Source organism: Kitasatospora kazusensis (genome assembly GCF_039529945.1).
GTDB classification, from domain to species: Bacteria; Actinomycetota; Actinomycetes; order Streptomycetales; family Streptomycetaceae; genus Kitasatospora; species Kitasatospora kazusensis.
In genome coordinates, this window is sequence record NZ_BAAANT010000018.1 from 113589 (window position 1) to 136236 (window position 22648).

Sequence of the window (22648 nt, forward strand, 5' to 3'; positions counted from 1 at the left end):
CGCAACAACGGCGCTGCGCCGGGGGCCGCTACGGCATGGAGAGCCGAGGCGAGCGAACCTGGCGGATCGGAATGCGGGAGGCCGCAGATCGCTGTACAGGCAGAACGCCGGACACTCAAGACGCCAGATCAACTGCGCACCCGCTGACCATAGCGCTCAGTCACAACCTCCAGCCGTGGCCTCACCCGAAGCTCCTTGCATGAATGTTCCGTGGTGCGTATATTCATGCCTAGTCGTAGGAGAGGGAAACGCCATGGCATTGCGAGTCGCCGTCGCCGGCGCCAGTGGGTATGCGGGCGGCGAGGTGCTGCGTCTGCTGCTCGGCCACCCGGAGGTGGAGATCGGGGCACTGACCGGCGGGTCGAATGCCGGGGCGCGTTTCGGGGGGTTGCAGCCGCATCTGCTGCCGTTGGCGGACCGGGTGCTGGAGGCGACCACGCCGGAGGTGCTGGCCGGGCACGACGTCGTGTTCCTCGGGCTGCCGCACGGGCAGTCGGCGGCCGTCGCCGAGGCGCTCGGCGAGGACGTGCTGGTGGTGGACTGCGGGGCGGACTTCCGGCTCAAGGACGCCGGGACGTGGGAGAGGTTCTACGGTTCGCCGCACGCCGGCACCTGGCCGTACGGCCTGCCCGAGCTGCCCGGCCACCGGGCCGCGCTCAAGGGCACGAAGCGGATCGCCGTCCCCGGCTGCTACCCGACCGCCGTCTCGCTCGCGCTCTTCCCGGCGTACGCGGCGAAGCTGGTCGAGCCCGAGGCCGTGATCGTCGCGGCCTCCGGCACCTCCGGCGCCGGCAAGGCCGTCAAGGCGCACCTGCTCGGCAGCGAGGTGATGGGCTCGATGAGCCCGTACGGCGTCGGTGGCGGGCACCGCCACACGCCCGAGATGGCGCAGAACCTCGACCCGGTCGCGGGTGAGCCGGTCACCGTCTCCTTCACGCCGACGCTCGCGCCGATGCCGCGCGGCATCCTCGCCACCTGCAGTGCCAAGGCGAAGCCGGGCGTCACGTACGAAGCCGTCCGCCGGGCCTACCAGGAGGCCTTCGCGGGCGAGCAGTTCGTCCGGCTGCTGCCCGAGGGCCAGTGGCCGCAGACCAGTTCGGTCTACGGGTCGAACGCCGCGCTGATCCAGGTCGCGCTGGACGAGCACGCCGGGCGGGTGATCGCGATCAGCGCGATCGACAACCTGGTGAAGGGCACCGCCGGCGGCGCGGTGCAGAGCATGAACATCGCCCTCGGCCTGCCGGAAGAGCTGGGCCTCCCCCTGAACGGAGTCGCACCGTGACCACGCAGCAGCAGAACACCGGCGTCACGGCGGCGAAGGGCTTCCGCGCCTCCGGTGTCACCGCCGGCCTCAAGGCCTCCGGCGCGCCCGACCTGGCGCTGGTCGTCAACGACGGTCCCCTGCTCGCCGCCGCCGGTGTCTTCACCCTCAACCGGGTGAAGGCCGCCCCCGTCCTCTGGTCGGAGCAGGTCCTCAAGGGCGGTCAGGTCTCCGCGTTCGTCCTCAACTCCGGTGGTGCCAACGCCTGTACGGGCCCGGGCGGATTCCAGGACACCCACGCGACGGCCGAGAAGGTCGCCGGGGAGCTGGGGCTGAACGCCGGCGAGGTCGCCGTGGCGTCCACCGGCCTGATCGGCGTCCGCCTCCCGATGGACGTCCTGCTGCCCGGTGTCGAGCAGGCAGCCAAGGCGCTCAGCGCCGACGGCGGCGAGGCCGCCGCGATCGCCATCAAGACCACCGACACCGTGCACAAGACCGCCCAGGTCACCAGCGCGGCGGGCTGGACGGTCGGCGGCATGGCGAAGGGCGCGGGCATGCTCGCCCCGGGCCTGGCCACCATGCTGGTCGTCCTCACCACCGACGCCGTGCTGGAGAGCGCGGAGTTGGACGCCGCGCTGCGCGCCGCGACCCGGACCACCTTCGACCGGGTGGACTCCGACGGCTGCATGTCGACCAACGACACCGTGCTGCTGCTCGCCTCGGGCGCGTCCGAAGTCACGCCGGACCAGGCCGAGTTCGCCGAGGCCGTCCGCGCGGTCAGCGCCGACCTGGCCCGCCAGCTGGTCGGCGACGCCGAGGGCGCGAGCAAGGACATCCGGATCGACGTGACCGGCGCGGCGACCGAGGACGAGGCGGTGGACGTCGCCCGGACGATCGCCCGGAACAACCTGCTCAAGTGCGCCCTGCACGGCGAGGACCCGAACTGGGGCCGGGTGCTGGCCGCGATCGGCACCACCAAGGCGGCCTTCGACCCGGACCGGCTCGACGTCGCGATCAACGGCGTCTGGGTCTGCCGGGACGGCTGCGTCGGCGAGGACCGCGACCTGGTCGACATGACCGGCCGCGACATCGTCATCACCGCCGACCTGAAGGCCGGGCGGGCGAGCGCCTCGGTGTGGACCAACGACCTCACCGCCGACTATGTGCACGAGAACAGCGCCTACTCCAGCTGATCCCCGGGGGACAGAGCAGTGCAGATCGCACCCAAGGGCGAACAGGCCCGCAACAACACCGCGTTGCCCAAGGCACTCACCCTGATCGAGGCGCTCCCGTGGCTGGAGCGCTTCCACGGCAAGACCGTCGTGATCAAGTTCGGCGGCAACGCCATGGTGGACGAGTCGCTGAAGGCGGCGTTCGCGCAGGACGTGGTGTTCCTGCGCTACGCCGGCCTGCACCCGGTCGTGGTGCACGGCGGCGGCCCGCAGATCAGCGCGCAGCTGTCCAAGCTCGGCCTGGAGTCCTCGTTCACCAACGGCCTGCGGGTGACGACCCCGGAGACCATGGACGTGGTCCGGATGGTGCTGGCGGGCCAGGTTCAGCGGGAGCTGGTCGGGCTGCTGAACGAGCACGGCCCGTTCGCCGTCGGGATGACCGGCGAGGACGCGCACACCATGACGGCCGTCAAGCGGTACGCGGTGGTGGACGGCGAGCAGGTGGACATCGGGCTGGTCGGCGACATCGTCAACATCGAGGCGGGCGCGGTGAAGGCGCTGATCGCGGACGGCCGCATCCCGGTCATCTCCAGCATCGCGCGCTCCACCGACGGCCACGTCTACAACATCAACGCGGACACCGCCGCCTCCGCCCTCGCGGTGGCGCTGGGCGCGGAGATGCTGGTGGTACTGACCGACGTCGAGGGGCTGTACGCCGACTGGCCGAACTCCGACGACGTGATCAGCCAGCTCGGCGCCAGCGAGCTGGAGGAGCTGCTGCCGACCCTGGCGTCCGGGATGCTCCCCAAGATGGAGGGCTGCCTGAACGCCGTCCGCTCGGGCGTGGGCACCGCCCGCGTGCTGGACGGGCGGGTGCAGCACTCGCTGCTGCTGGAGATCTTCACCGACGAGGGCATCGGCACCATGGTGGTGCCGGACGACGAGACGACCGTGATCGGGGGGCTGGCATGACCAGCGCAGGAACCAGCACCGCAGGCAGTACCACCGCAGCCGGCACCACCGCAGGCGGCGGCAACGCGGAACTCACCCAGCGGTGGCAGCACGCGATGATGGACAACTACGGCACCCCCCGGATCCCGCTGGTGCGCGGTGCGGGCGCGCGGGTCTGGGACGCCGACGGCAAGGAGTACCTCGACTTCGTCGGCGGCATCGCCGTCAACGCGCTCGGCACCGCGCACCCGGCGGTGGTCGAGGCGGTCACCCGGCAGATCGGGCAGCTGGGGCACATCTCCAACCTCTTCCTGGCCGAGCCCACCGTCCGGCTCGCCGAGCGGCTGATCGAGATCTCCGGCCGCGACGCGCAGGCGCGCGGCGCCCAGGTGTTCTTCTGCAACTCCGGCGCCGAGGCCAACGAGGCCGCGCTCAAGATCAGCCGGCTGACCGGCCGCACGCACGTGGTCTCGCTCCAGGGCGCCTTCCACGGCCGGACGATGGGCGCACTGGCGCTCACCGCCCAGCCGGCCAAGCAGGAGCCGTTCCGCCCGCTGGCACCCGGTGTCACACACGTCCCGTTCGGCGACATCGAGGCGCTGCGGGCCGCCGTCACCACCGACACGGCGGCCGTCTTCCTGGAGCCGATCCAGGGCGAGAACGGCGCGATCCCGCTGCCAGAGGGCTACCTGGTGGCCGCCCGCGAGATCACCCGGGCGACGGGCACCCTGCTGATCCTGGACGAGGTGCAGACCGGCATCGGCCGGACCGGCCACTGGTTCGCCCACCAGGCGTACGAGGGCGTCGAACCGGACGTGATCACGCTCGCCAAGGGGCTCGGCGGCGGGCTGCCGATCGGCGCCGTGGTCGCGTACGGCGAGGCCGCGCACCTGCTGCGGCCGGGCCAGCACGGCACCACCTTCGGCGGGAACCCGGTGGTCGCGGCGGCGGCGCTGGCGGTACTCGACACCATCGAGTCCGAGGGCCTGCTCGACCACGTCCGCAAGGTCGGCGACCGGCTGCGCACCGGCATCGAGGCGATCGGCGACCCGCTGGTCGCGCAGGTCCGGGGCGCCGGTCTGCTGCTCGGCATCGTGCTGAACGAGCCCGTGTCGGTGCGGATCCAGGCGGCGGCGCAGGAGGCCGGGTTCCTGGTGAACGCGGCCGTGCCGGACGCCGTCCGGCTGGTGCCGCCGCTGGTGCTGACCGAGCAGGAGGCCGACCGCCTGCTGGCCGCGCTGCCGGGGATCCTGCACAGCGTCCGGGCCGACGGCGGTGCCGATGGCGGGGCCGGCGGCCGGGGCGATACGGCCCCCGACGCGAAGCCCCGAGCGTAGTCCGGGAGAATTATCAATATGACCGCATCCCACCCCGAGCAGCCCGCCGCCGGGCCGACCTCACAGGTCCCGCAGACCCGTACCGCGCGCCACCGCCGGATCGTGGATCTGCTGACCCGTCAGCCCGTCCGTTCGCAGAGCCAGCTGGCCAAGCTGCTCGCCGACGACGGACTCGTGGTCACCCAGGCCACCCTCTCGCGGGACCTGGACGAGCTGGGTGCGGTGAAGATCCGGAACCGGGACGGCGCGCTCATCTACGCCGTCCCGGCCGAGGGCGGCGACCGTACGCCGCGCGCGCCGATGGGGGAGTCCGCCAGCGAGGGCCGGATGGCCCGGCTGGCGGGCGAGCTGATGGTGTCGGCGACGGCCTCCGGCAACCTCGTGGTGCTCCGCACGCCGCCCGGCGCGGCGCAGTTCCTGGCCTCGGCGATCGACCAGGCGGAGGTGTTCGAGATCATCGGCACCATCGCGGGCGACGACACCGTGCTGCTGATCAGCCGGGACCCGTCCGGCGGCCAGGCGCTGGCCGACCACCTGATGCAACTGGCCCAGGCGAAGGCCCAGTAGGCACCGCCGGGGCCGCCGCCCGCCCGCAGGACCCGTTCGGACCCGTCACCACCCGACGTTTTGAGTTTCATACGGTCTAGTGCATACTTATGCCTATCGCCGTATGGGACCCGCATACCGCAAACCCCGTTGAAGTCCTGTTGTGAAGGAGAAAGCCGTGACCGAGCGCGTCGTACTCGCCTACTCGGGCGGTCTGGACACGTCCGTCTGCATCGGCTGGATCGCCGAGGAGACCGGCGCGGAGGTCATCGCCGTCGCGGTCGACGTCGGCCAGGGCGGCGAGGACCTGGACGCCATCCGTCAGCGCGCCCTGGACTGCGGCGCCGTCGAGGCCGAGGTCGCCGACGCCCGCGAGGAGTTCGCCGACGAGTACTGCCTCCCGGCGCTCAAGGCCAACGCCCTCTACCAGGGCCAGTACCCGCTGGTCTCGGCGCTCTCCCGCCCGGCGATCGTCAAGCACCTGGTCGCCGCCGCCAAGAAGCACGGCGCCACCACCGTCGCCCACGGCTGCACCGGCAAGGGCAACGACCAGGTCCGTTTCGAGGTCGGCATCCAGTCGCTGGCCCCCGAGCTGAAGTGCATCGCCCCGGTCCGCGACTACGCGATGACCCGGGACAAGGCGATCGCCTTCGCCGAGGCGAAGAACCTCCCGATCGTCACCACCAAGAAGAACCCGTACTCGATCGACCAGAACGTCTTCGGGCGGGCCGTCGAGACGGGCTTCCTGGAGGACATCTGGAACGCCCCGATCGAGGACGTCTACGAGTACACCCAGAACCCGGCCACCCCGCGCGAGGCCGACACCGTCGTCATCAGCTTCGAGGCCGGCGTGCCGGTCGCGATCGACGGCCGCAAGGTGACGGTCCTCCAGGCGATCGAGGAGCTGAACAAGCGGGCCGGTGCCCAGGGCGTCGGCCGCCTCGACATGGTCGAGGACCGGCTCGTCGGCATCAAGTCCCGCGAGATCTACGAGGCCCCCGGCGCGATCGCCCTGATCGCCGCCCACCAGGCCCTGGAGAACGTCACCGTCGAGCGCGAACTGGCCCGCTACAAGCGGCAGGTCGAGCAGCGCTGGGCCGAGCTGGTCTACGACGGCCTGTGGTTCTCCCCGCTCAAGCGGGCGCTGGACGGCTTCGTCAACGAGGCCAACCAGTCCGTCTCCGGCGACATCCGGATGGTCCTGCACGGCGGCCGGGCCGTCGTCGACGGCCGCAAGTCCGACCGGTCGCTGTACGACTTCAACCTGGCGACGTACGACACCGGCGACACCTTCGACCAGTCGATGTCCAAGGGCTTCATCGAGATCTTCGGCCTCTCCTCGAAGATCGCCGCCCGTCGCGACCTCGCCTGAGCCACCCCCACGGAGCCCCGGCCGTACCCCCGGACGGCCGGGGCTCGCCCCCACCCACCCCTCGTAAAGGAGCCCACGCGATGACCGCCGACCAGAACAGCGCCGACGTCCGACTCTGGGGCGCGCGCTTCGCCGACGGCCCCTCCGAGGCGCTGGCCAAGCTCTCCGCCTCGGTGCACTTCGACTGGCGGCTCGCGCCGTACGACATCGCGGGCTCCAAGGCGCACGCCCGGGTCCTGCACAAGGCGGGGCTGCTGACCGGGGCCGAGCTGGACGGCATGCTCGGCGGTCTGGAGCAGCTGCTGGCCGACGTCGAGTCGGGCGCCTTCACCGGCACCGTCGCCGACGAGGACGTGCACACCGCTCTGGAGCGCGGGCTGCTGGAGCGGCTCGGCGCCGACCTCGGCGGCAAGCTGCGGGCGGGCCGCTCGCGCAACGACCAGATCGCCACCCTGTTCCGGATGTACCTGCGGGACCACGGGAAGATCATCGGCGGGCTGCTGCTCGACCTCCAGCACGCCCTGGTCGGACTCGCCGAGGCGCACCCCGACACCGCGATGCCGGGCCGCACCCACCTCCAGCACGCCCAGCCCGTCCTCTTCGCCCACCACGTCCTCGCGCACGTGCAGGCCCTCGGCCGGGACGCCGAGCGGCTGCGCCAGTGGGACGTCCGCACCGCCGTCTCCCCGTACGGCTCCGGCGCGCTGGCCGGCTCCTCGCTCGGCCTGGACCCGGAGGCGGTCGCCGCCGAGCTGGGCTTCGAGCGCGGCTCGGCCGGCAACTCGATCGACGGCACGGCCTCGCGTGACTTCGTCGCCGAGTTCGCCTTCGTGACGGCGATGATCGGGATCAACCTCTCCCGGATCGCCGAGGAGGTGATCATCTGGAACACCAAGGAGTTCGGCTTCATCACGCTGCACGACGCCTTCTCCACCGGTTCCTCGATCATGCCGCAGAAGAAGAACCCGGACATCGCCGAGCTGGCCCGGGGCAAGTCCGGCCGCCTGATCGGCAACCTCACCGGCCTGCTGGCCACCCTCAAGGCCCTCCCGCTCGCGTACAACCGGGACCTCCAGGAGGACAAGGAGCCGGTCTTCGACTCCTGCGACACCCTCGAAGTCCTGCTGCCCGCCTTCACCGGCATGATGGCCACCCTGACCGTGCACCGGGAGCGGCTGGAGGAGCTGGCCCCGGCCGGGTTCTCGCTGGCCACCGACATCGCCGAGTGGCTGGTCCGGCAGAACGTGCCGTTCCGGGTCGCGCACGAGGTCGCCGGCGCCTGCGTCAAGGTCTGCGAGGGCCAGGGCATCGAGCTGTCCGACCTGACCGACGAGCAGTTCGCCGCCGTCTCCGAGCACCTGACCCCCGAGGTCCGCTCGGTGCTCACCGTGCACGGCTCGATCGCCTCCCGCAACGGCCGGGGCGGCACCGCGCCGTCGGCCGTCGCCACCCAGCTGGCCGAGCTGAAGGCCGACCTCGCCGTCCAGCAGGAGTGGGTCCAGGGCTGACCTCTCCGGCAGGCCTCCAGGGGCGCGCGGGGCCGCGCGGGGGGCGGAAGGGCGTGCGACGCCGCTTCCGCCTCTCGCGCGGCCCCGCGCGCCCCTGCGGCCGACCGCCCGGCTAACCTCGCGCACACCCGAGTCGTTCGTACTCGTGTGACCCCCTGCATCAGCGAGCTGCGCCCCGCCTTCGCCCCGCTCGCGGCGGCCCTCGCCCGCCGCCACCGGCTCGACCCGCAGGACCTGGAGCAGGACGTCTGGCTCCGCGTCCTGGCGCGGGCGGCGGAGGGCGGGCTGCCGCGCGACCTGACCTCCTGGCTGCGCGCCCTGACGCTCCAGGAGTGCCGGCCCGTCACCCGGACGGCCCCCGAGCCCCTGGCCAGCCTGCCGTCGGCCGAGGACGAGGTGCTCGCCGCCGAGCGCGGGCGGGCCGTCCGGCGGGCGCTGGCCCGGCTGCCGGGCCGCTGCCCGGGGCTCCTGACGGCGCTCGCCGAACGTCCCGACCTGACATACCAGCAACTCGCGGACCGCCTCGGCATGCCGCGTGGCAGTATCGGACCGGTCCGCTCGCGCTGCCTGGCCTGCCTGCGCGCCCTGCTGAACAGCCACCGGGACTGAGACCGCCGCCCGGTGCGGCGCACGGGCGGCGGAGCCGGCCGCCGCGGCGCCGGGCCCGCGTGACGCTCGCCACGCGAGACGGCCGGGAGGTTGAAAGCAGGCGGCGCCGGGGTAGAGCGGTGGCGAACGTCCCCTTGACGGTGGCCCGGCCGGCCGGATACTGAGCGTGAGCACAGGTCCGTCCCCGGTGACCGCCGGGGCACGTGGCTGTGTCACTCCCGGTCAGGGCCGATCCCCGTCCGGGCACACCTTCGGCAGGGCAGCCGGTGCGGACCCTCACTCGCGCACCGGGGAACTAAGCGATGGGGAGGCCCCGCATGGGCATGAGCGTGATCATCTCGGTGGCGAACGAAGAGGACGCGGAGCAGATCCTCAAGCTCCAGTACCTCGGCTTCCAGAGCGAGGCCGAGCTCTACGGCGACTGGGCGATGGAACCACTGACCCAGACCCTGGAGAGCCTCCGGGCGGAGCTGGCCGAGCGGCACGTCCTGGTCGCCAAGCTGGGCGACGAGGTCGTCGGCACCGTCCGGGGCCGGGCGGACGAGAGCGGCACGGCCCGGATCGGCCGCCTGGTCGTCCACCCCCGGATGCAGCGCCACGGCCTCGGCGGGCGCCTGCTGGAAGCGGTGGAGCGCCTGCTCCTGGAGGAGTACTCCGTCGGGGCCTTCGAACTGTTCACCGGCCACCGCAGCCTCGGCAACCTGCGCCTGTACGCCCGCCACGGCTACCGCCAGGCGGCGGTGCGCGAGGTCAGCCGCCGGCTCAGCATGGTCACCCTGGAGAAGTCCGCCCGCACCCCGCTGGCCGCCACGGCCTGACCCCCGGCCGCCCCTGCGCTTTCATGTGCTCCTCGCGGCGCCCGACCACCCGGTCGGGCGCCGCTGCCGTTGGTACGCCTACGTCGTGTCCGTATTGCGGACATGAGGTCCTGATAACTGGGACGAAAGCGCCCGGTCTGATTTACTTGCAGACATGACTGCGACGACGACCTGCACCCCGACCGGCACCACGCCGGCAGGTGGGCTCTGCATGTGCTGTTGTCGAATGTGTCACTGCTGAGGGCCCTCGTCCCCTCCTCGCGCCCCGAAGCGAGCAGCCCGCAAGCCGGGCATCCGCGGTGCCTGACGCACCGTTCCCCCCGCTGACCCGTAAGGGCCACGCTCCCGCGCGCCCGTACCGCGCAACACCCACGATCAAGGCAGGGCACCCGCGTCTCCGGCGTGCCCCCGTGCGCCGCCGACCGCCCCCCGGAACCGTCTCCCGGAACCGTCTCCCGGTACGGCGGCGCCCCACGCCGTCCGCCCCCGACCAACGGAAGCAGCTGTGATCACCACCAAGGACCTCACGAAGGTCTACCGCTCCCGAGGCCGCGAGGTCACCGCCCTCGCCGGTGTCGACCTGCACGTCCGCGAGGGCGAGGTCTACGGAGTCGTCGGTACCAGTGGCGCCGGCAAGAGCACCCTCATCCGCTGCGTGAACATGCTGGAGCGCCCGAGCTCCGGCAGCGTCACCGTGGACGGGCTCGAACTCACCGCCCTCGCCGGCCGGGAGCACCGGGCCGGACGCGACCTGCGGGCCGCCCGCCGCCGGATCGGCATGGTCTTCCAGCACTTCAACCTGCTCTCCTCGCGCACCGTCCAGGAGAACGTCGAACTCCCGCTGGAGATCATCGGGCTCGACCGCACCCAGCGCCGCCGCAAGGCCGCCGAACTGCTCGACCTGGTCGGCCTCGCCGACAAGGCCCGCAGCTACCCCGGCCAGCTCTCCGGCGGCCAGAAGCAGCGGGTCGGCATCGCCCGCGCCCTGGCCGGCGACCCCAAGGTGCTGCTCTCCGACGAGGCGACCTCCGCCCTCGACCCGGAGACCACCCGCTCCGTCCTCGGCCTGCTGCGCGACCTCAACCGGCAGCTCGGCCTCACCGTCCTGCTGATCACCCACGAGATGGACGTCATCAAGACCGTCTGCGACTCGGCCGCCCTGATGCGCGGCGGCAAGGTGGTCGAGGCCGGCGAGCTGACCGACCTGCTGGCCCGCCCGGACTCGCTGCTGGCCCGCGAGCTGTTCCCGCTCGGCGACTTCGGTGCCGGGCACCCCGGGCACACCGTCCTGGAGATCACCTTCCAGGGCGACAGCTCGGCCCAGCCGTTCGTCTCCCAGCTGGCCCGCACCTACCAGATCGACATCAACATCCTGGGCGCGGCGGTCGAGACCATCGGCGGCCGGCTGGTCGGCCGGATGCGGGTCGAACTGCCGGGCGCCCACCAGGACAACGTGGTCCCGATCGGCTTCCTGCGCGAGCAGGGCCTCCAGGTCGACGTGCTGGACCAGCGGAACGGAGCGGTCGCATGACCTGGGACGACATGCAGCAACTGATGTGGCCCGCCACCTGGGAGACCCTCCAGATGGTCGGCGTCGCCACCGTCGCCACCGTGCTGCTCGGGCTGCCGCTCGGGCTGCTGCTGGTGCTCACCGACAAGGGCGGCGCCCTGCAGAACGCGGTGGTCAACCGGGTGGCGGGGCTGATCGTGAACGTCGGCCGCTCGCTGCCGTTCATCATCCTGATGGTCGCCCTGCAGACCTTCACCCGCGGCGTGGTCGGCACCACCCTCGGCTGGCAGGCCGCCACCGTGCCGCTCGCCATCGGTGCCATCCCGTTCTTCGCACGGCTGGTCGAGACCTCCGTCCGGGAGGTGGACGGCGGGCTGCTGGAGGCCGTCCACGCGATGGGCGGCTCCACCTGGACCAGCGTCCGCAAGGTGCTGCTGCCGGAGTCGCTGCCCGCGCTGGTCTCCTCCGTCACCACCACGGTCATCGCCCTGATCGCCTTCTCGGCGATGGCCGGGACGGTCGGCGGCGGCGGCCTCGGCACCCTCGCGGTCAACTACGGCTACCAGCGCTTCGAGACCGCGTTCATGTGGGTCATCGTCGCGGAGCTGGTGGTGCTGGTGATGATCATCCAGCTGATCGGCGACAGCATCGTCCGCCGCCTGACCGACCGGGGCCACTCCGGCGGCACCGTCCGCCTGCTGCGCCGCCGTGCCACCGCGCCAGCCGCCGCGGCCGACGAGACCACCTGACCAACTGACCAACTGACCACGCTGCCGCCCGACCGGGCCGGCAGTGAGACACCGGCAGCCGCCGGCCGAGAACCGGCCCGGCCGCCACCCGCTCAACGGAGAAAGGCACTTTTCGTGCGTAACGTCCTGAAGTTCACCAGCGTCCTCGCCACCGCAGGCCTCGCCCTGTCCGTGGCCGCCTGCAGCAGCAGCTCCTCGTCGTCCGGCGCCGCCGACCCGAACAAGCCGCTCACCGTCATCGCGAGCCCGACCCCGCACGCCCAGATCCTGGAGTACATCCAGAAGAACCTGGCCGACAAGGCGGGCCTGAAGCTCGACGTGAAGGTCGTCACCGACTACGTGACCCCCAACACGGCCGTCCAGGACGGCTCGGCGGACGCCAACTACTTCCAGCACGTTCCGTACCTCGACGACTTCAACAAGAAGCACGGCACCGACATCGTCTCGGTCGAGGCCGTCCACCTGGAGCCGCTCGGCCTGTACTCCAAGAAGGTCAAGGCCGTCACCGAGCTCGCGGACGGCGCCACCGTCGGCCTGCCCAACGACGCCACCAACGAGGGCCGCGCGCTCAAGCTGCTCGCCGACAACAACGTCATCACCCTGAAGGCGGGCGCCGGTACCGCCGCCACCCCGGCCGACGTGACGGGCAACCCGAAGCACCTGAAGTGGAAGGAGCTGGACGCCGCCCAGCTGCCGCGTTCCATCGCCGACCTCGACGCCGCCGTCATCAACGGCAACTACGCGCTCGACTCCGGCCTGCACCCGGCCACCGACGCGATCCTGCTGGAGAAGGCGGCCGGCAACCCGTACGCCAACATCCTCGCCGTCAAGAAGGGCAAGGAGAACGACCCGCGGGTCCAGAAGCTCGCCCAGCTGCTGCACTCCGACGAGGTCAAGAAGTACATCGACGACACCTTCAAGGGCTCGGTCACCCCGGCCTTCTGACCGACCCGCACCGCCCGATCCGCACCGCCCGATCCGCACCGCCCGATCCGCACCGGGCCCCCTCCGCGACACCGCGGCGGGGGCCCGGCCGCGTGCCGTGCGAGCGCGACGCGGCACGGCACGCCGGACGGACATCTGACGTGCCGTCGTACTGTTTGCCGGTACCCTGACACGTCCGAGAACGGGTGGGGCGTACGGTGTGTCCACGACCCGGCGAGGAGAGACGGCATGCCAGCGAGCTTCCCCGAGACCGCCATCAGCACCGAGAGACTGCTGCTGCGACCCCTTGAGGACGACGACGCCCCCAGCCTGGTCGCCATGATGGCGGACGAGCTGGTGCACACCTGGACGGCGATCCCGCAGCCCTTCACCGAGGGGCACGCCCTGGAATGGTCCCAGGTCCTCGCCCCCGCCCGCCGCGCGCAGGGGCGCGGAATCGTTTTCGCCGTCACTGAGCACCTCACCCAGCGGGTGGTCGGCATCGTCGAGCTGCGCGGCACCGACTGGCGCCTGCGCTCCACCGAGGTCAGCTTCATCACCGCCCCCTGGGCCCGCGGCGAGGGCTACGCCCCCGAGGCCGTCCTCGGCGTCGCCCAGTGGCTGTTCGAGGACCGTGGCTTCCTCCGGCTGGAACTGCGCACGGCGGCGGGCAACACCGCCGGCCAGCAGGTCGCCCAGAAGATCGGCTCGATCAGCGAGGGCGTGCTGCGCAGCGCCTGGATAGTGCGCGGCGGCGAGTGGGCCCCCACCGAGCGGGGAGCGGAGACCCGAAGCGACCTCCTGCTCTGGAGCCTCCTCCCGGAAGACCTCGACGCCCCCCATAACGACGACTGGGCCGACCAGCCCTACGCCTTCCACGACTGACCAGGGGGCCTCGCGGGCACGGTTACCCCAGGGGCGCGGGGAACTGCGCGAATCGGAAGGCACAGCGCCGCACCCCCGAACGTGCCCAGGGACCGCGTACAGGGGGCCTCGCGGACACGGTTACCCCAGGGGCGCGGGGAACTGCGCGAATCGGAAGGCACAGCGCCGCACCCCCGGGACGGAGCCCCGAGGCCCTCGCTCAGGTGTGCGGGTCTGCGCCGCAAGGCCAACCGCACCGGGTAGCCTCTGCTCCTGGACGGGCCGAGGACTGGTCCGGACCTTTCGTGGGGTTTCGTGGGGTGCAGAGCCGAGGGAGAACAGCCGCAGATGGCTGACCGGATCACGGTCATCGGGTGGGACGGTACGCCGTTGACCGAGGCGGCCAGCTCAGCGCTGGCAGGAGCCACCCTGGTGGCGGGAGCGCCGTACCAACTGGCGGCGCTGCCCGTCCCGCCGGGCGCCGAGCGGGTCGCGTTGGGCAGCGTCCAGCTGGCGGCCCGTCGGATCGCCGAGCAGCGCGGCGCGGCCGTGGTGGTCGCCGAGGGGGACCCGGGCTTCTTCGGCGTCGTCCGGACCCTGCGCCGGCCCGAGTACGGGCTCGAACTCGAAGTGCTGCCTGCCGTCTCCTCGGTGGCCGCCGCCTTCGCCCGCGCCGGGATGCCCTGGGAGGACGCCCAGGTGGTGAGCACGCACGGCGGACGGCTGCGCCGTGCCGCCAACGTCTGCCGCGCCTATCCGAAGGTCGCCGTCCTCACCAGCGCCGACGCGGGCCCGAGCGAGCTGGCGTTGATGCTGCGCGGTGTCCACCGGACCTTCGTGGTCTGCGAGGCGCTCGGCACCCCGGAGGAGGCCGTCACCGTCCTCACCTCCGAGCGGGTGCCGGACCAGGTCTGGCGGGACCCGGCGGTCGTCCTGGTGATCGGCGGCGGCAGCCAGAGCCATGTCGCGGGCGAGGCGGCGGGCTGGCTGGCCGGACGGCCCGTCGGTTTCCCGGGCCCCGACCGGGGCTGGGCGCTGCCCGACGAGGCGTACGCGGGCACGGAGCGCGGCGCGCAGCCGGCGGAGGACGCCCCGCACGCGCTGCCCCCGCACGTCCGCGCGCTGGCGGTGGCCCGGCTCGGACCGGTCCCCGGCGACCTGGTCTGGGCGGTCGGCGCGGGCACCGGGGCGCTGGCGATCGAGACCGCCCGGTTCGGCGCGGCCGTGGTCGCCGTGGAGGCGGACCGCTCGGCCTGCGCCCAGATCGCGGTGAACGCCCGCCGGTACGGCGTCGAGGTCGAGCCCGTCCACGGCGTCGGGCCCGAGGTGCTCGGCGGCCTGCCCGAACCTGACGCCGTCGTGGTGGAGTCCGGCGGCGCCGAGGTGCTGCGGGCCGTCCTGGACCGCCGCCCCGAGCGGCTGGTCGCCGTGGCCCACTCGCTCGCCGAGGCGGAGGAGATCCGGGAGGCCATCGCGGCCGCCGGCTACCGGGTGGACGGCGCGCTGCTCCAGTCGACCCCGCTCGTTCCGGTGCGTGGTGCCGGTGCCGGGCTCTCCTTCGGAGCGGGCGAGCAGACCCTCGTGCTCTGGGGGGAGCAGGGTTCCTGACGGCCCGACTCGCCGGATCCGCGGGACGGTCCCCAGTGATCCCCGTCGCATCCGGACACCGATTCGAGAGGCTGTCGGCGGCGGCCGGTAGGGTGGCGTCCTGGTTGCGCTCGGCGAGCGGTGGACCGTGCCCGATCCGGTACGTTTACCTACCTTTTGACGTGGTGCGACCCACACCGGTACGGAGTGCGGGCATTCGACGCGACACGTGTCGGCCCGGAAGAATGCCGTAGGGTCCGGTGCGGTCGTGCCGGTTGCCCCGGGCGGTCGTTGTTTCTGATGGTGTGCCACCCCGGTGGGTGGCACCGGCCGGGGTGGCGCGGTGCGCCGGTGGGGATGGCTGCCGCGCGTGTGCGCGGCGGACGCCAGTTGGTGGACGGACGGGCCGGAGCACGGTCCGCCCCGAGCGGAGTTGGGCGTTGCGGTCGGTGATCGCGTCGCCAAGGGCGCGCAAGCGGCCTGGAAGGAGCTTTGACATGACCGATGGCGGCCACGTCCCCAGCGAGGGACTGCCGGAGCACCTGCTCGGCGGGCCCGGCCCGCTCGGCCGACCGGAGGGTGTCTCCGTACCGGGTACTGCTGTACCCGGTGTCGCGGGGCCCGAGGCTCCGCTGCCCGGGGTGGTCTCGCCCGACGCGGCGCGCTACGGCGTACCCGGCGCGGTGCCGGTCTCACAGCTGCCCGCCCAGGGCACCGAGGGCTGGCCGGCCGAGCAGCGCCCGGCGTTCACCTTCCTCGACCAGCCGGACCAGCTCGAAGACGAGGACGACCTCCTGCTGATGCCCGGCCCGCAGACCGCCTGGGGCGAGCCCCTCGGACCGGTCGAGACCGTCATGGTCGCCGAACTTCCCGCCGTCGCCCAGCCGCAGGTGGCGGACACCATGACGCTGCGTACGATCGAGGACCCGTCGGCGCCCGCCGCCCAGGCCGCCGAGACCGTCGCCGCCCCCGGCGCGGCGGAGGGCACGCCCGTCGAGCCGTCCTGGCCGCCGGTGGCCCCGCCGCTGGTGGCGGCCGAGCCGGTCGCCGTCGAGGTGCCCGCCGCCGAGCTGGTGGCCGAGGCGCAGCCCGTACCGCAGGCCGAGCCGGTCGTCCAGGCGTTCGCCGCCGAGCCCGTGCCGCCGGTGGCGCCGGTCGCCGCCCAGCCCCAGGTGTCGGCCGCTCAGCCGCCGCGCCGACCGCTGCACGCCGGCCCGCCGATCCCGGACCCGTCGCTGATGACCGGCCACGTCCCCGTCCGCTCCCTGGCCGACCGGGGCCCGTCCGCCCAGGCGGACCCGCAGGCGTTCGCCGCCCGGCCGGTCCAGCAGCAGCCGCAGGCACCCGTACCGGCGGCCGTACCGGCGCAGCCGGTGGCCGTCGAGCAGCCTGCCGAGCAGCCGGTGGTCGAGGCGCCCGTGGCCGTCGAGGCGCCCGCGGCCGTCGAGGTACCCGTCGAGGCGCCGGTGGAGCCGGTGGTCGAGCAGGTCGCCGTCGAGCCGGCGCCCGAGCCCGTGCCGGCGGTGGTCGAGCCCGTCGCTGCTGAGCCCGTCGCGGTCGAGCCCGTCGCTGCGGAGACCGCTCCGGTGGAGAGCGTGCCCGTCGAGGCGCTTCCCGTCGAGGCCGCCGCCGTGCCCGAGGCCGTCGAGCTCCCCGTGGCCGACGCGCAGGCAGCGCCGGAAGCAGTGGCCGTGGTCGAGCCCGCAGCCGTTCCGGTCGAGGCCGCCCAGCAGACCGAGACCGTCCAGCAGGCCGCCGAGGCCGCGCACGCGGCCATTCCGGCCCAGGCCGGCGCGCCGACCGCTCCGGCGGCGCCGGGCCAGTCCCGCCGGATCTCCGCCTTCCTCGCCGCGCCCGCCCCGCTCGACTTCCCGACCGTCGCCGCCGAGCCCGGCGCCCTGGCGGTCGCCGAGCCGCAGACGGCCACGGTCACCGGCGACATGGCCGTGCCCGAGCAGCCGCAGCAGGCAGCACCGGTCGAGCCCGCCGCCGTCGAGCCCGAGGCCGTCGAGGCCCAGGCCGCCGTGGTCGCCACCGAGCCCGAGGCCGCACCGGAGACCGCTCCGGAGCCGGAGGCCGTGACGGTGGTGGAGACGACGACGGAGGCCGAGCCCGAGGCCGCCACCGCACCGGCGCCCGCGATCGAGGCGGAGCCAGCCCCCGAGACGGAGACCGCGACCGAGACGGAGACCGCCGCTGTGACCGAGGCCGAGGCCGCTCCCGAGGCCGTCGCGGACGCCCCCGAGCTCACCGAGCGCGCGCCCGCCGCCCCCGGCTACGACGAGGCCGGCCGCGACGCCGTGCACCAGGTGATCCGCGAGCGCCGCGACATCCGCAACGGCTTCCGCCCGGACCCGATCCCGCACGAGGTGCTGATCCGCGTGCTGGAGGCGGCCCACACCGCGCCCAGTGTCGGCTACTCCCAGCCCTGGGACTTCGTGGTCATCCGCTCCGCCAAGACCCGCCGCAAGATGCACGAGCTGGCGGAGCGTCAGCGCGACGCCTACGCGGACTCGCTGCCCAAGGGCCGGGCGAAGCAGTTCAAGGAAATCAAGATCGAGGCCATCCTCGAAACCCCGGTGAACATCGTGGTCACCGCCGACCGCACCCGGGGCGGCCGCCACACCCTGGGCCGCCACACCCAGCCGCAGATGGCGCCGTACTCGGCCGCCCTCGCGGTCGAGAACCTCTGGCTGGCCGCCCGCGCCGAGGGCCTGGGCGTCGGCTGGGTGAGCTTCTTCGACGAGGAGGAGATGGTCCGCGAGCTCGGGCTGCCCGAGCACCTCGACGTGGTGGCGTACCTCTGCGTCGGGTTCGTGGACTCCTTCCCCGACGAGCCCGAGCTGCAGCAGCAGGGCTGGGCCAAGAAGCGCCCGCTCTCCTGGGTCGTCCACGAGGAGCAGTACGGCAACCGCGCGCTGCCCGGCGAGGAGCCGCACGACCTGCTCTCGGACACCCTGCGCGGGATCCGCCCGCTGGACGCCAAGGCGCTCGGCGAGGCGTGGGACCGGCAGAAGCGGATGACCAAGCCGGCCGGCTCGCTCGGCATGCTGGAGATCATCGCGGCGCAGCTCAGCGGCCTCAGCCGCAAGTGCCCGCCGCCGATCCCGGAGCCCGCCTGCGTGGCGATCTTCGCGGGCGACCACGGCGTGCACGCCCAGGGCGTCACCCCGTGGCCGCAGGAGGTCACCGCGCAGATGGTGTCCAACTTCCTGGCCGGGGGAGCGGTGGTCAACGCCTTCGCCGCCCAGGTCGGCGCCGAGGTCTGCGTGGTGGACGTCGGCGTGAAGACCGAGCTGCCGGACGCCATCCAGCAGGGCCGGACCACCGGCCTGCTGCCGCGCAAGGTCAAGCCGGGTACCGACGACATGACCCAGGGCCCGGCGATGAGCCGGGAGGAGGCACTCAAGGCGATCGGCGTCGGCATCGAGACCGCCCGCGACCTGGTCGCGGCGGGTAACAAGGTGCTGATCACCGGCGACATGGGCATCGCCAACACCACCGCCTCCGCCGCCCTGATCTCGGTCTTCGCGGGTGTCGACCCGGCCGAGGTGACCGGGCGCGGCACCGGCATCGACGACGAGACGCACGCCCGCAAGGTCGAGGTCGTGCGCCGCGCGCTGGCCCTGCACCAGCCCGACCCGGCCGACCCGATCGGCGTACTGTCCGCCGTCGGCGGTCTGGAGCACGCCGCGATCGCCGGGTTCCTGCTCGGCGCGGCCTCGCTGCGCACGCCGGTCATCCTGGACGGCGTGATCGCCGGTTCGGCCGCGCTGGTGGCCAAGGCCATCGCGCCGGAGGTCCTGGCGGCCTGCATCGCCGGCCACCGTTCGGCCGAGCCCGGCCACCAGGCCGCGCTCGCCAAGCTCGGCCTGCGTCCGCTGATCGACCTCGACCTGCGCCTCGGCGAGGGCACCGGCGCGCTGCTGGCGCTCCCGCTGGTGCAGAGTGCGGCTCGTGCGATGCACGATGTAGCCACCTTCGACTCCGCCGGGGTCACCGAGAAGGCCTGATCCGTCCCGCTATCCCCTGCACCGGCCCGAGGGCGCGCCGGTGCGGGGGAGTGCTTCGCCGTACCCGTAGAGACCTCCGTCCCCCCAGGAGCCCCGACCATGAGCGCGCCCAACCCCCACCCCAGCACCGAGGGCCTCACCCCGTACCCGGTCGGCCTGCTGCTGGCCGGACGACGCGTCGTCGTGGTCGGCGGCGGCCAGGTCGCCCAGCGCCGGCTGCCCGCGCTGATCGCGGCCGGCGCGGACGTCCACCTGATATCCCCGAGCACCACGCCCGCCGTGCAGGCGATGGCCGACGCCGGGGAGATCCACTGGCACCGGCGCGGCTACGCCGCCGGGGACCTGGCCGACACCTGGTACACCCTGGTCGCCACCGACGACCCGGCCGTGAACACGCAGGTCAGCGCCGAGGCCGAGAGTCTGCGGGTGTTCTGCTCGCGCAGCGACGACGCCTCCGCCGCCACCGCCTGGACCCCGGCCACCGGCCGCGACGGCGGCGTCACCGTCGCCGTGCTGACCGGTGACCCCCGGCACTCCGCGGCCCTGCGCGACGCCGTCGTGGACGGCCTGCGGGACGGCGGCATCGCCGCCCGCCAGTACCGCTCGCACGGCGCGGGCGTCGCCCTGGTCGGCGGCGGCCCGGGCGACCCGGACCTGATCACCGTGCGCGGCCGCCGCCTGCTCGCCGACGCCGACGTGGTCGTCGCCGACCGCCTGGCCCCCCGCGAGCTGCTCGCCGAGCTGGCGCCGCACGTCGAGGTGATCGACGCCTCCAAGATCCCGTACGGGCGCTTCATGGCCCAGGAGGCGATCAACCGGACCCTGATCGACCACGCCAAGGCCGGCAAGTTCGTGGTCCGCCTCAAGGGCGGCGACCCGTACGTCTTCGGGCGCGGCGGCGAGGAACTGCTCGCCTGCGCCGAGGCCGGGATCCCGGTCACCGTCGTCCCGGGCATCTCCAGCTCGATCAGCGTCCCGGCGGCCGTCGGCATCCCGGTCACCCACCGGGGCATGACCCACGAGTTCACCGTCATCTCCGGCCACGTCGGCCCCGGTGACGACCGCTCGCTGACCAACTGGGACGCCGCCGCCCGGATGAGCGGCACCCTGGTGCTGCTGATGGCCGTCGACAAGATCGGCGCGATCGCCGCCAAGCTCATCGAGTGCGGCCGCTCCGCGGACACCCCGGTCGCGGTCGTCCAGGAGGGCACCACCGCCGCCCAGCGCCGTATCGACGCCACCCTCGCCACCGTCGCGGCCACCGTGACCGCCGAACAGGTCAAGCCCCCGGCCGTCATCGTCATCGGCGACGTGGTCAACGTCCTGAACCACTGACCCGTACCAGGGGGTCAACCCCAGGGGCGCGGGGAACTGCGCGAATCCGGAAGGCAACCGCCCTCAGCGTTACCCCTGAGGGCACGTTGCACCTCGCTCCGCACCGACAGTTCCCCGCCCCCTAAGATCGGGACCGTGTCCGAACCAAGTACCGTCACCGACCCCGCCGACCCCCGGCTCGCCGACTACACCGGCCTGACCGACGTCGAGCTGCGCCGCCGCCGCGAACCCGCCGAGGGCCTGTTCATCGCCGAGGGGGAGAAGGTCATCCGCCGCGCGGTCGCAGCCGGCTACCGGATGCGCTCGATGCTGCTCACCGCGAAGTGGCTGGACGTGATGGCGGACGTCATCGCCGACACCGAGGCCCCCGTCCACGTGGTCGAACCCGGCCTCGCCGAGGCCGTCACCGGTTACCACGTGCACCGCGGCGCCCTCGCCTCGATGGAGCGGCAGCCCCTCCCCGCCGTGGCGGACGTCCTCGCCGGGGCTCGCCGGGTGGCCGTGCTGGAGGGCCTGGTGGACCACACCAATGTGTGTGACTCAGAATCATACGTTGCTGATCAAGACCCTGTGACCTGCGAAGACTCGGGCGGAAGTCAGCTGGTGGTCCTTGAGAGCATCGTTGATCACGCGAACCTCGGGGCTGTGTACCGCAGTGCCGCCGCGCTCGGAATGGACGCCGTGCTGCTCTCCCCGGACTGCGCGGACCCGCTGTACCGGCGGGCCGTCAAGGTCTCGATGGGTGCGGTGTTCTCTGTCCCGTACGCCCGGCTCGACCCCTGGCCGGCTTCGTTGGACGAGCTGCGCGCGGCGGGCTACGCAGTGCTTGCGCTCACTCCGGCGCCGGATGCGGTCCCTCTCAGCGATGTGCCGGACGCCATGCTCAAGAAGTGCGCGGTCATGCTCGGGTCCGAGGGCGACGGGCTCTCGGAGGCGGCTCTCGCTGCGGCTGACCTGAAGGTCAGAATTCCCATGTCCCATGACATCGACTCACTGAACATCGCGGCTGCGGCAGCGATCAGCTTCTACGCGCTCGCACAGCACAGGTGATAGAGATCACTCACCTGCGCCGGTAGCCACTTGCTCTACCGCAGCCCCGGCCATTCGGTCGGGGCTGTTCCATGTCGGGGCAGCGGAGGAGGGTAACCCTCCTTTCTCCAGCACAACGGAGGGTAACCCTCCTTTTTCTCGCTGCCTCGCTGGCCGCGTGGAGGCCCTCCACGCAGCTCGCAAGCTGTGGCGGCCGGGATACACCAAGCTCGACACTCCGACGCGGCGCAATGGCCACCACGCACGAGAACCCGGTTCAACCCAGCGCCGCAGGGGGCGAGACACCGTTGCCCACCATGTTGGCAGCCTGCGTCCGGCCTTGAACCCGGCGGACCCCGCAAGCGGGACCGGAAGCAGCTTGGGCCGCAGGACGCTAACGCCCAGCAGGCTGGCTCAGACCTCCAGCAGCCCCGCGTGAAGGCGCACGGCCGTCTCGTTGCCCGCCCACCTCTTGGAGCGTCGCTGGGGTGCTTCGCTGACCCCACGCCGACGGGAGAGGGGCCCTGTCGGCAACCCCAGCGCCACGCCCATACCGCCAAGGGCAAGCCTCGGCTGGCCGCCAGCGCCAGGGATTCGGGCGCTAAGCCCGTTAAAGGCGTCGGCAGGCTGCAAGCCATGCGATGTCCGAATTGCCGGAATCGATAATCCGTCCGGAGATGTCCGAAATGGGCATTCTGGCTGCGTCGGCAGCGCCAAATGTCCGATATTGCACGTTGATTAGCCCAATTGGTGCTCGACTCCGCACCGGTCGACGGGACTTGACCCCTCGGTCGAAGTTCGGAAGTGTCTGCCATGTCGCAGACAGTTCGACCGGAGCGCAGGCCCGGTCGACCATACGAGAGGGCGGGTAATGAAGACGCTCACCATCCACACCAGCTACTGAAGTTGAACTCGTGATGTCGCTCGGATGGGTGAAGCAGTAGCGTTCACCTGCCTGCGGAGGGCCGGTCCCGGTAGTCATGTGCTGTGAGGTATGCACAGGGCGGCGGTTTGACCGACGCGGAGAGAGCCGCGCGGGAGCGGATCCGGCGGCAGGCCGTGG

Annotated in this window: 17 protein-coding genes; all 17 read left to right on the forward strand. The window is 72.6% G+C overall.

Annotated elements, in window-relative coordinates:
* Window positions 1-253 precede the first annotated feature (253 nt).
* The 17 genes from argC (at window position 254) to ABD330_RS17610 (ending at window position 21606) form a co-directional block, all read left to right on the forward strand.
* A complete protein-coding gene (gene argC, locus ABD330_RS17530) occupies window positions 254-1282 on the forward strand; it encodes an N-acetyl-gamma-glutamyl-phosphate reductase (RefSeq protein ID WP_344466009.1) in 1029 nt (342 codons plus the stop codon).
* Window positions 1279-2454 (forward strand): bifunctional glutamate N-acetyltransferase/amino-acid acetyltransferase ArgJ, encoded by a 1176-nt coding sequence (gene argJ, locus ABD330_RS17535; protein ID WP_344466011.1) that lies wholly within the window; start codon window positions 1279-1281, stop codon window positions 2452-2454. The genes argC and argJ overlap by 4 nt, the downstream gene beginning before the upstream one ends.
* A gap of 18 nt (window positions 2455-2472) precedes the next feature.
* Window positions 2473-3405: an acetylglutamate kinase gene (argB, locus tag ABD330_RS17540; RefSeq protein WP_344466014.1), complete on the forward strand. Its 933-nt coding sequence runs from the start codon at window positions 2473-2475 to the stop codon at window positions 3403-3405.
* Window positions 3402-4721: an acetylornithine transaminase gene (locus ABD330_RS17545; RefSeq protein ID WP_344466016.1), complete on the forward strand. Its 1320-nt coding sequence runs from the start codon at window positions 3402-3404 to the stop codon at window positions 4719-4721. The genes argB and ABD330_RS17545 overlap by 4 nt, the downstream gene beginning before the upstream one ends.
* An 18-nt stretch (window positions 4722-4739) precedes the next feature.
* Window positions 4740-5288, forward strand: a complete 549-nt coding sequence (locus tag ABD330_RS17550) for an arginine repressor (RefSeq protein WP_344466018.1) — start codon at window positions 4740-4742, stop codon at window positions 5286-5288.
* 157 nt (window positions 5289-5445) lie between these two features.
* The gene (locus tag ABD330_RS17555; protein WP_344466020.1) at window positions 5446-6639 is read left to right on the forward strand and encodes an argininosuccinate synthase; all 1194 of its coding nucleotides are present in this window, start codon (window positions 5446-5448) and stop codon (window positions 6637-6639) included.
* Window positions 6640-6719: 80 nt separating this feature from the next.
* Complete coding sequence (argH, locus tag ABD330_RS17560; protein WP_344466022.1) at window positions 6720-8147, forward strand: argininosuccinate lyase; 1428 nt, start codon at window positions 6720-6722, stop codon at window positions 8145-8147.
* Between the two features lie 147 nt (window positions 8148-8294).
* Window positions 8295-8756 carry a sigma-70 family RNA polymerase sigma factor gene (locus ABD330_RS17565; RefSeq protein WP_344466024.1) on the forward strand — a complete coding sequence of 154 codons (462 nt, stop codon included), beginning with the start codon at window positions 8295-8297 and terminating at the stop codon, window positions 8754-8756.
* 317 nt (window positions 8757-9073) lie between these two features.
* Window positions 9074-9574 (forward strand): GNAT family N-acetyltransferase, encoded by a 501-nt coding sequence (locus tag ABD330_RS17570; protein ID WP_344466026.1) that lies wholly within the window; start codon window positions 9074-9076, stop codon window positions 9572-9574.
* A 505-nt stretch (window positions 9575-10079) separates the two neighbouring features.
* Complete coding sequence (locus tag ABD330_RS17575) at window positions 10080-11105, forward strand: methionine ABC transporter ATP-binding protein (protein ID WP_344466028.1); 1026 nt, start codon at window positions 10080-10082, stop codon at window positions 11103-11105.
* Window positions 11102-11833 carry a methionine ABC transporter permease gene (locus ABD330_RS17580; RefSeq protein WP_344466030.1) on the forward strand — a complete coding sequence of 244 codons (732 nt, stop codon included), beginning with the start codon at window positions 11102-11104 and terminating at the stop codon, window positions 11831-11833. Before ABD330_RS17575 ends, ABD330_RS17580 begins: the two co-directional genes overlap by 4 nt.
* Before the next feature lie 114 nt (window positions 11834-11947).
* On the forward strand, window positions 11948-12778 hold the full coding sequence (locus ABD330_RS17585; RefSeq protein WP_344466032.1) for a MetQ/NlpA family ABC transporter substrate-binding protein: 831 nt from the start codon (window positions 11948-11950) through the stop codon (window positions 12776-12778).
* Window positions 12779-13006: 228 nt separating this feature from the next.
* On the forward strand, window positions 13007-13642 hold the full coding sequence (locus ABD330_RS17590) for a GNAT family N-acetyltransferase (protein ID WP_344466034.1): 636 nt from the start codon (window positions 13007-13009) through the stop codon (window positions 13640-13642).
* A gap of 327 nt (window positions 13643-13969) precedes the next feature.
* Window positions 13970-15229 (forward strand): precorrin-6y C5,15-methyltransferase (decarboxylating) subunit CbiE, encoded by a 1260-nt coding sequence (gene cbiE / locus ABD330_RS17595; RefSeq protein WP_344466036.1) that lies wholly within the window; start codon window positions 13970-13972, stop codon window positions 15227-15229.
* Window positions 15230-15705: 476 nt separating this feature from the next.
* Window positions 15706-19221 (forward strand): nicotinate-nucleotide--dimethylbenzimidazole phosphoribosyltransferase, encoded by a 3516-nt coding sequence (gene cobT, locus ABD330_RS17600; protein ID WP_344466038.1) that lies wholly within the window; start codon window positions 15706-15708, stop codon window positions 19219-19221.
* Between the two features lie 99 nt (window positions 19222-19320).
* Window positions 19321-20556 carry a uroporphyrinogen-III C-methyltransferase gene (cobA, locus tag ABD330_RS17605; RefSeq protein WP_344466040.1) on the forward strand — a complete coding sequence of 412 codons (1236 nt, stop codon included), beginning with the start codon at window positions 19321-19323 and terminating at the stop codon, window positions 20554-20556.
* Between the two features lie 135 nt (window positions 20557-20691).
* Entirely contained in the window at window positions 20692-21606 is a 915-nt protein-coding gene (locus ABD330_RS17610) for a TrmH family RNA methyltransferase (RefSeq protein WP_344466042.1), read from the forward strand.
* Window positions 21607-22648 lie beyond the last annotated feature (1042 nt).

What these genes read in the sequence shown, in the direction of transcription:
- ABD330_RS17550 (WP_344466018.1), top strand. Translation starts at nt 4,740, where the DNA reads ATGACCGCATCCCACCCCGAGCAGCCCGCCGCCGGGCCGACCTCACAG.
- cobA (WP_344466040.1), top strand. Translation starts at nt 19,321, where the DNA reads ATGAGCGCGCCCAACCCCCACCCCAGCACCGAGGGCCTCACCCCGTAC.
- ABD330_RS17545 (WP_344466016.1), top strand. Translation starts at nt 3,402, where the DNA reads ATGACCAGCGCAGGAACCAGCACCGCAGGCAGTACCACCGCAGCCGGC.
- ABD330_RS17580 (WP_344466030.1), top strand. Translation starts at nt 11,102, where the DNA reads ATGACCTGGGACGACATGCAGCAACTGATGTGGCCCGCCACCTGGGAG.
- argC (WP_344466009.1), top strand. Translation starts at nt 254, where the DNA reads ATGGCATTGCGAGTCGCCGTCGCCGGCGCCAGTGGGTATGCGGGCGGC.
- cbiE (WP_344466036.1), top strand. Translation starts at nt 13,970, where the DNA reads ATGGCTGACCGGATCACGGTCATCGGGTGGGACGGTACGCCGTTGACC.
- ABD330_RS17590 (WP_344466034.1), top strand. Translation starts at nt 13,007, where the DNA reads ATGCCAGCGAGCTTCCCCGAGACCGCCATCAGCACCGAGAGACTGCTG.
- argH (WP_344466022.1), top strand. Translation starts at nt 6,720, where the DNA reads ATGACCGCCGACCAGAACAGCGCCGACGTCCGACTCTGGGGCGCGCGC.
- cobT (WP_344466038.1), top strand. Translation starts at nt 15,706, where the DNA reads ATGACCGATGGCGGCCACGTCCCCAGCGAGGGACTGCCGGAGCACCTG.
- ABD330_RS17570 (WP_344466026.1), top strand. Translation starts at nt 9,074, where the DNA reads ATGGGCATGAGCGTGATCATCTCGGTGGCGAACGAAGAGGACGCGGAG.